The sequence below is a fragment of the Ruminococcus callidus ATCC 27760 genome (assembly GCF_000468015.1).
In the GTDB taxonomy this organism is placed as follows: domain Bacteria; phylum Bacillota; class Clostridia; order Oscillospirales; family Ruminococcaceae; genus Ruminococcus_C; species Ruminococcus_C callidus.
In genome coordinates this window covers 39,762-48,046 of record NZ_KI260329.1, presented here as the reverse complement: position 1 = coordinate 48,046, position 8,285 = coordinate 39,762, and the positions used below count along the sequence as shown (strand labels likewise).

Below are 8,285 nucleotides of genomic sequence, written 5' to 3'. Positions count from 1 at the left end.
CGCATCTTACGCACAAGCTTTATTCAGTGCTTCCCTAGAAACCGAAAGGATTGACACTTTTTCATGCGAATTCGCTGTAAACCTTGGGCAAAGCCGGAACTGGAAGCATGCCCGTTTTATATCTCTGATCCCAAAGCCTGCAAAGGACAATGGCAGGCACAATTTCCAAAGACACAGCCGCTGCGGCTGGAACTGGGCTGCGGCAAGGGCGGCTTTATTGCACAGGAGGCTCCTGCCAATCCGGAATACAATTACATCGCCATTGACATCAAAAATGAAATGCTGGTACTGGCAAAGCGAAAGCTGGAAGCCGCCTATGCCGAACAGCAGCTGCCGCTGGACAACGTCCGCATTATGATCGATAATATTATGTACCTGCGGGAATGTTTTGCTGAAACAGACCGGCTGGATCGAATCTACATCAATTTCTGCAATCCGTGGCCGCGGGGCAAGCACAAGAAACGCCGGCTGACACACCCGCGGCAGCTGGTGCAGTACCGCATGCTGCTGGACGGGGAAATCTGGTTCAAAACTGACGATGACGAATTATTTGAGGAGTCGCTGGAATATTTTCCGGAAGCGGGATTCCGCATTACGACAATGACCCGTGATCTCCATAGCGAACCGACTTTGCGGTACTTCGAAACTGAACACGAACACATGTTCGACGAAATGGGAAAAAAGATCAAGTTTCTCATTGCAGAACCGGATCCCAGTGTTCCGGAAGAATCTCTGCGGGAACTGCTGCAATACAGTGAAAAATATAGCGAAAGGAAACGATGACAATGGACTTTTCCATGAAAAACAACAAGATTGTCAACCATTTTTCAAACTTCAAAGAACGCTCAACCATTACACCGATGGAAGTCCTTGCAGACGGCACACAGGCAAATGAAAACCCTGCCGCTTGTTATCGTGGACTGGGCTGTGTCAGCGGCAACAATTCCTCCCGCTTGCTGCTGGACTATAAAGTAGAACACCCTCATGCCTATGAGGAGATCATGCGACTGCTGTTTCAGAAGGATTATGGTGCAGGTCTGACACACATCAAGCTGGAACTGGGAGCAGATGTCAATTCCTCCTCCGGCACAGAGCCCTGCACCAAGCGTTCCCTGAATGAACCGGCAGACGTGACACGCGGTGCCGGATTCCAGTTTGCCGCAGATGCCAAGGCAATCAATCCGGATATTACCATCGACATGCTCCGCTGGGGCGAGCCGAAGTGGGTCACAGATGCGTTTGTCATCAGTCAGGAACACGGACTGCGTGCCAGATACCGCTGGTACAAGGAAACACTGGACGCAGCTTATGCGGTGTACGGGCTGAAATTCGACTATATCAGTGCAGACCAGAACGAAACGGATACACCGGACGAGGCGTGGATCCTCTACCTGCGGCACATGCTGGACAACGAAAAAAATGCCCCCTATGACTACAGCAAAATCAAGCTGATCGCCTCTGACGAGGTCGGCACGCGGAACATCGCGGAACAAATGGTGGACAACAGCGTTCTGCGAAATGCGGTCGATGTCATCGGCTTGCACTACACCACATTCGGGGATTCTTATACCAATCTGCTGAACGAAGCATACGGCAAGGAGATCTGGTACAGCGAGGGTATTGCCCCCTGCAATGTACCGGAACTGACAGTACAGGCAGACGAGTCCGGACTGGTAGGCAAAAACGGTCCTATTGATGTGGCAAACCGTATCATCAACAGCTATTACAACGGCAAAATGGTCATGTACGAGTTCCAGCCGGCAGTTGCCGCTTACTATGACGGTGCCTGCTATGCCCCGAAGCAGCTGATTCGGGCCTGGGAGCCGTGGTCCGGACACTTTGTTCTGGATATTGGTTTCTGGCTGGCAATGCATTTCAGCCGCTTTGCCAGAAAGGGCTGGATGTATGTCAACGGTGCCTGCTACGGGGACGGCGAGGAAAATCATGCCATTGCCAACACCACTCACAATTTCATGACGCTGACGGCACCGGACCGCAGCGAAATGTCCATGTTCTTCACCAACGAAAGCGAGGACGTTCGCATTTATACGGTGCAAGTCAAGGATATGGCATTTGAGCCTACCGTATTTTCCAGTGTTATCACCAAGGGACCTTCCGGCAGACAGGCGTATGATGCCAACTGGTTCCGCATCGGCAAGAAAATCCGGCCGATCCGGAATCATCGGGACACATTTACCATTAAGGTGCCGCCACGTTCCATTATGACAGTGACGACTATGGACGTGAGCTGGGTGGACGGCGTGAACACATTTCCGGCAGTACAGCCGCATCTGTCCTCCCGCCTGGCACTTCCCTACACGGAAAATTTACAGTACACCAAAGAAGAAATTGCTGTCCGCGGCTGTGCTCCCAGATACATGACCGATCAGGGCGGTGCGTTCGAGTTGGTAGAAACAGAGGACGGCTTTGCGATCTGCCAGAAGATCACGCCGCAGATCATACCCACCAACTGGCGGTTCCGCGGGACACCGCTGCCGCTGACCTGCTTCGGCGATGACAAGTGGAGAAGCTACAGCATGGAGGCAGAAGTGAAGCTTTCCAATCTAGAGGAACACAACTTCGCCGGAATCGGTATCCGCTATAATGCTACTGTCACCTGTGAGTTCACTTCCATGTGCGGCTACAGCGGCAGGCTTTACGGCGACGGCAGCTGGAAATTAATGGATATGGAAAGTGTTGCGGCAGAGGGCATTACGCAGCACATTGACCCCAAACAGTGGAACAAGCTGAAACTGGTGGTACTGGGCAACGCGATCTTCTTCTTCATCAACGGCAATTTCCTGGCAAAGTATACGCCGCAGTGCATGATCAACAGCGGTCGTGCCAGCCTTTGCAGTGAATACGCATGGAATATGTTCCGGAACATTCACCTGGAGCCGGCTTCGGTACAGCCGCCGTATGTCCGACGTGTGGACTGCTTCGGAAACGGCATCTTGTACAACGAAAACTGGGAAGTACATGCCATGGAAAGCTACCACTTCTACAACCGCACCTCTATGGAAGCGAAAACCGGTGCGGAATTCTCCTGTACCTTTGAGGGCGGCGGCATTGCTATTGTTGGTACTGCGGAGAATGCAGAATTTACGGTATTGATCGACGGACACACCATGTACGAAAATTGCTTTGTTCCCAGCTGTCTGCCCCGTCAGGCTTGTCTGGTCATTGACCAGCTGCCGGAAGGCACACACAGCATGCGTGTCTTTATCACCGGCGGCAAGTTCAAGCTGGACGTACTGGAAATTCCGGAGATGTATCCCCGCATGACAGATACGCTTACCGTTCCTGCAAATATTCGTTCTACGGTTGCGGCTGAACTGCGGCAAAAACGTGCGGCACAGGCTGTACAGAAAGACAGTGCGGACTTCATGGACGCAGACGAAATGCTCTGGCACCTGAAACACCCATTCACAGAGCCGCCGAAGCAGCCGGAACCGACAGAAACACCGGAACAGCCGGAAGAAACCGCAGAAACTCCGGAAACTGAAATTCCGGAAAATACAGATGTACCGGCAGCAGATGATGCAGATTTCACAGAGGCTGCTCCGGAAGCATCTGCGGCAGCAACGGAAACAGAAGATACTGTTGCAGAACCGCAGGCAGAAGAACCGGCTGCTCCGGAACAAAATCCGACAGAACAGCCGGCTACAGAAGATGCTGCAAGTGAACTGTCGGCGGAGGACATCTTCCACGTACTATCCGGCACATCGCCTCATTCGTCGGAATATGATGCACTCACCAATCAGTCTATAGAAGAAATTTCGGAGATCTTTGACGCTTCGGAGGAACAGGCGAAAGCTGCCAAGGCTTCTGATGTAGAAATGGAATGGTCTGCCGACAAGATGCAGCAGTTCCTGAACGGCGAAGGAATCGACCAAGATGCTGACCATTCTGCTGAATCCCAGCAATCCTGAACCACTGTACCAGCAGATCTGCACAGCCATTCGGGAGGATATTGCACAGGGCGTTCTGCACCCTGACGAGAAACTCCCTTCCCGCCGTGCTCTTTCCACACACTTGCAAACCAGCATAGTGACGGTACAGACTGCCTATGAACAGCTGGCGGCAGAGGGGTATCTGTATTCCCGTCCACGTGCCGGTTACTTTGTGGATCCGGATGCACCGCTGCTGGCACATATGCCAAAAGAAACGGCTTTTCCCTCATCACAGCCGGCAAAGACTGACCCGGATGACCGAATTGTTTTTTCCACCAGCGGTGTCGATCTGGAGCAGTTTCCCTTTGCCACATGGGCAAAGCTTTCCAGACAGGTGCTTTCCTCCAAACAGGAAAAGCTGCTGCAATCGCCACCGGCAATGGGCTTGTACGAACTGCGGGCGGCAATTGCGGCTCACCTGCGGGCGTTTCGGGATATTCATGCGGCACCGGAGCAAATTCTGGTGGGTGCCGGTACGGAATATCTGCTGGGGATTCTGGTGCAGCTGTTGGGTGCGTCCCGCCGCTATGCCGTGGAAGAACCCGGCTATTCCAAGGGTAAACGCATTCTACGCAGCAACGGTGCCTCGGTGATCGATGTGCCGATGGATCAAAATGGGCTGCAACTGGCAGCCCTACAGCAATCCGGTGCTTCCGTGGCACATGTGACACCGTCCCACCAGTTCCCCACCGGTATAATCATGCCGGTACGCAGACGGGCAGAGTTGCTGGCATGGGCAAGTGCTCAGACAGACCGCTACCTCATCGAGGACGACTATGACAGCGAACTGCGGTTTCTGGGGAAGCCGCTGCCGTCGCTGTACAGCATGGACACTAGTGGGCACGTTATCTACATGAACACGTTCGCCCGTACCCTTGCACCATCGCTGCGAATCGGTTATGTTGTGCTGCCGCCGCCTTTGGCAAAACAGTTCGAACAGGACTTCTCTTTCTATTCGTCCAGTGTCCCCTGTTTTGAACAGTACACGCTGGTACATTTTTTGCAGGAAGGCTATTTTGAACGCCACCTTAACCGCATGAAAAAGACCTACCGCCAACGGCAAAAGCGGCTGACAGAACTGCTTCGCTCTCACCCGCTGGGAGCGTATCTGCACATCTGCGGAGAAGCTGCCGGACTGCACTTGTTGCTGGAAGTGCAGCTGCCCTGCACGGAACAGGAACTGGTACAAGCTGCCGCAGCAGCACACGTTGTTGTCTACGGGCTTTCCGACTACTATGAAACGCCGCAGGCAGTGCCGCCTACGCCGCAGATCGTACTGGGCTACGCTTGTCTTTCGCCGGAGGAACTGGAACAAGGTACGATGCGACTGCTGGACAGCTGGCTGCCGTTCTTAAGGAAACACTGAATAAAGCCCGCCTGACGGCTTTGCACGCCATCTGCTTGCAGTGTTTCCTTAAGGCAATACTGCACAAAGAGCGTCTGGCGACTTTGCACGCCATCTGCTTGCAAATTTTCTCTCATATTTCACAAAAATGCTCGTGAATACATCAAGTATTCACTCCGCTTTTTGTTTCATCTGACGAAAAATTTGACGACGCATCTGTCGCACAATCTTTGTGCGGTATTGCCTTAAAATAACAAAAAAACAGGTGCAGGGACTTCCCCACACCTGTTTTTTTATCAGCAGATCATTTCAGCGTGTCTGCAATTAGCAGCCACATCCGCAGCCACCATTGTTGCAGCCGCCACCGCAGCCATTGCCGCAGCAGCAGAACAGAATCACGAGCAGAATGATAATCCAGCAGCATCCACCATTATTTTCGAAACACATAATACACGACTCCTTTGTGTCAGTTTTATTTGAAACAAACTGTTTTTTGTCTGTTTCATAGTACATCATATGCCCGTGGAGAAAAAGTGTGACTGCTTCGACAAATCTTGCAGAAAAAATATGCTATACTTGTCCCGTTCAAAAGAAATAAAGTGTGAACACACGGCAGAAAGGAACGGCAATATGCGATATACAGAAGGTTTTACCGGCAAGGCGATCCTTGCCATGAAAGAAGCGATACACGCCGCGGAGGAGTTCGGGCACACGTATATTGGAAGTGAGCACCTGCTTCTGGGGCTGATGGAGGAGGGCGGCAATGCGGCTGCCAGTGCATTGGCGGCACAGCAGCTGAACACGGAACGGCTGCGAAACGGCATTGTCGATCTGGTGGGACGCGGGATTCCTGCACAGGTACAGGAGGATTGTCTGACCCCTTCGCTGGTGGCAATTCTGGAAGATGCCAAGGAACGTGCCAGAGATGCGGGGTGCTGTCTGGCGGGAACGGAACATTTGCTGCTGGCAATTATCCACGCCCCCTGTTCCAGTGCAGTCACCATTCTGAAAAAGTTGGGTGTCAGTCTGAACCAGCTCTGCACGCTTTGCAGCAGCGACACTGCCTATGGGGTGCGAATGGAACGAAACCGTATGGATACCCTTTCCCGCAAAAATTGTCCGGCACTGTTTCAGTACGGAAAGCTGATGACAGATCCGTCAAATCCTTACCGCTATGATCCGCTGATCGGACGGGAAAAAGAATTACAGCAGATGATCCGCATTCTCTCCAGACGCACCAAAAACAACCCCTGTCTGATCGGAGAAGCAGGCGTTGGAAAAACTGCAATCGTGGAGGGCATTGCCAGAAAAATTTTACAGGGTGACGTGCCGGAGTCCTTACAGCAAATGCAGCTGTTTGCACTGGATCTGCCGGCATTGCTGTCCGGTGCAAAGTATCGGGGCGACTTTGAAGAACGGCTCAAGAACTGTCTGGCAGAGGCTTCGGAGCACGGCAATGTCATTTTGTTTATTGATGAGCTGCACACCATTGTGGGAGCCGGTGCCGCAGAAGGGGCAATTGATGCAGCAAACATGCTGAAACCGCAGCTGGCACGGGGAGAGATCCGGCTGATCGGTGCCACCACACCAGAGGAATTCCGAGCAACCATTGGAAAGGACGGTGCCTTGGAACGGCGGTTTCAGCCGGTCACAGTCCACGAACCCTCTGCGGAACAATGCTACGCTATGCTGCAGGGATTGCGGGAAACCTATGCGGAATTTCATCGGGTGCACATTTCAGACACCGTTCTTCGCACGGCAATTCACTATGCAGACCGCTATCTGCACGACCGGTTTCTTCCCGACAAGGCAATCGACTTGTTGGACGAAGCGTGCTCCCGTGCCCGAATCCGATGGGAGGCGGAAAAGGACACCACGGAAATCGCTGATGTGGAGGAGGACGATGTTGCCGCCATTGTGTCTGTGCGAACGGGAATTCCCACGGAAAAAATCACGGAGGCACAACGGCAAAAGCTGCTGACACTGGGCAGCGTACTAAAACAACAGGTGGTCGGGCATGATGATGCAGTGGACACACTGTCGGCGGCTCTCTGCCGTGCAAGCACCGGCTTACAGGACAAGTCCCGTCCCATCGGGGCATTTCTTTTTGCAGGTCCCACCGGCGTGGGAAAAACGGCTCTGGCAAGTGCTCTGGCGGCACACCTCTTTGATGACAAGGAAAGCCTGATTCGTATTGACATGTCGGAATTCATGGAAAAGCATGCCGTTTCCAAGCTGATCGGTGCTCCTCCCGGATATGTGGGATTTGAGGACGGCGGCATGCTCTGCGAACGGGTTCGCCGGCGACCTTATTGCGTAGTGCTGTTCGACGAGATCGAAAAGGCTCACCCGGATGTGTGCAATCTGCTGCTGCAAATCATGGAGGACGGCATTCTGACGGACTCCTGCGGCAGGACGACCAGCTTTCGCCATGCATTGCTGATCATGACCTCCAATCTGGGCGGCGAAGCGTTGCGTACTGGTGAACAGCTGGGATTTCTCCCCGATTCCGGCAAGGGCGGAAATGCTGCTGCCACTGATGCACTCAAGCGGCATTTCTCGCCGGAATTTCTGGGACGGCTGGACGGTGTACTGTGGTTTCAGAAGCTGTCGGAGGAAAGCTTGTCCCAGATCGCAGAACGCATGTTACAGGAATTGCAGCAGCGGCTCTCTCATATGGAAATCGCCATGGAGTATACACCGGACGCGGTGCGGCTTCTGGCAAACGCACCGAAAATCCGCCAGTACGGTGCACGCCCCATGAAGCAGTATCTGGCAACCATGGTGGAGAATCCCATTGCCGACAAGATGCTGCACAATGCGTTACAGGCAGGAGATGAAATTTGTCTGACTGCCAAGGAACAGCAGTTTGTGGTGCTGGACAAGGTGCTGCGGGCATAAAAATACCGGATACTGTATCCGATCGATACGGTATCCGGTATTTTTTTATAGTCCTTAGGCAATACCGCACAAAGATTGTGCGACAG

The 8,285-nt window shown here is 53.0% G+C and carries 4 protein-coding genes; all 4 read left to right on the top strand.

The window, feature by feature from the left end; translation table 11 throughout:
- Window positions 1–63 precede the first annotated feature (63 nt).
- The 4 genes from trmB to RUMCAL_RS03280 all read left to right on the top strand — a co-directional run bounded on the left by trmB (window position 64) and on the right by RUMCAL_RS03280 (window position 8,199).
- A complete protein-coding gene (gene trmB, locus RUMCAL_RS03295; RefSeq protein WP_021681090.1) occupies window positions 64–783 on the top strand; it encodes a tRNA (guanosine(46)-N7)-methyltransferase TrmB in 720 nt (239 codons plus the stop codon).
- 2 nt (window positions 784–785) lie between these two features.
- A complete protein-coding gene (locus RUMCAL_RS14360) occupies window positions 786–3,932 on the top strand; it encodes a glycoside hydrolase family 30 protein (RefSeq protein ID WP_051343638.1) in 3,147 nt (1,048 codons plus the stop codon).
- The gene (gene pdxR / locus RUMCAL_RS03285; protein ID WP_021681088.1) at window positions 3,898–5,319 is read left to right on the top strand and encodes a MocR-like pyridoxine biosynthesis transcription factor PdxR; all 1,422 of its coding nucleotides are present in this window, start codon (window positions 3,898–3,900) and stop codon (window positions 5,317–5,319) included. The genes RUMCAL_RS14360 and pdxR overlap by 35 nt, the downstream gene beginning before the upstream one ends.
- Window positions 5,320–5,928: 609 nt before the next feature.
- On the top strand, window positions 5,929–8,199 hold the full coding sequence (locus RUMCAL_RS03280) for an ATP-dependent Clp protease ATP-binding subunit (RefSeq protein WP_040646769.1): 2,271 nt from the start codon (window positions 5,929–5,931) through the stop codon (window positions 8,197–8,199).
- Window positions 8,200–8,285 lie beyond the last annotated feature (86 nt).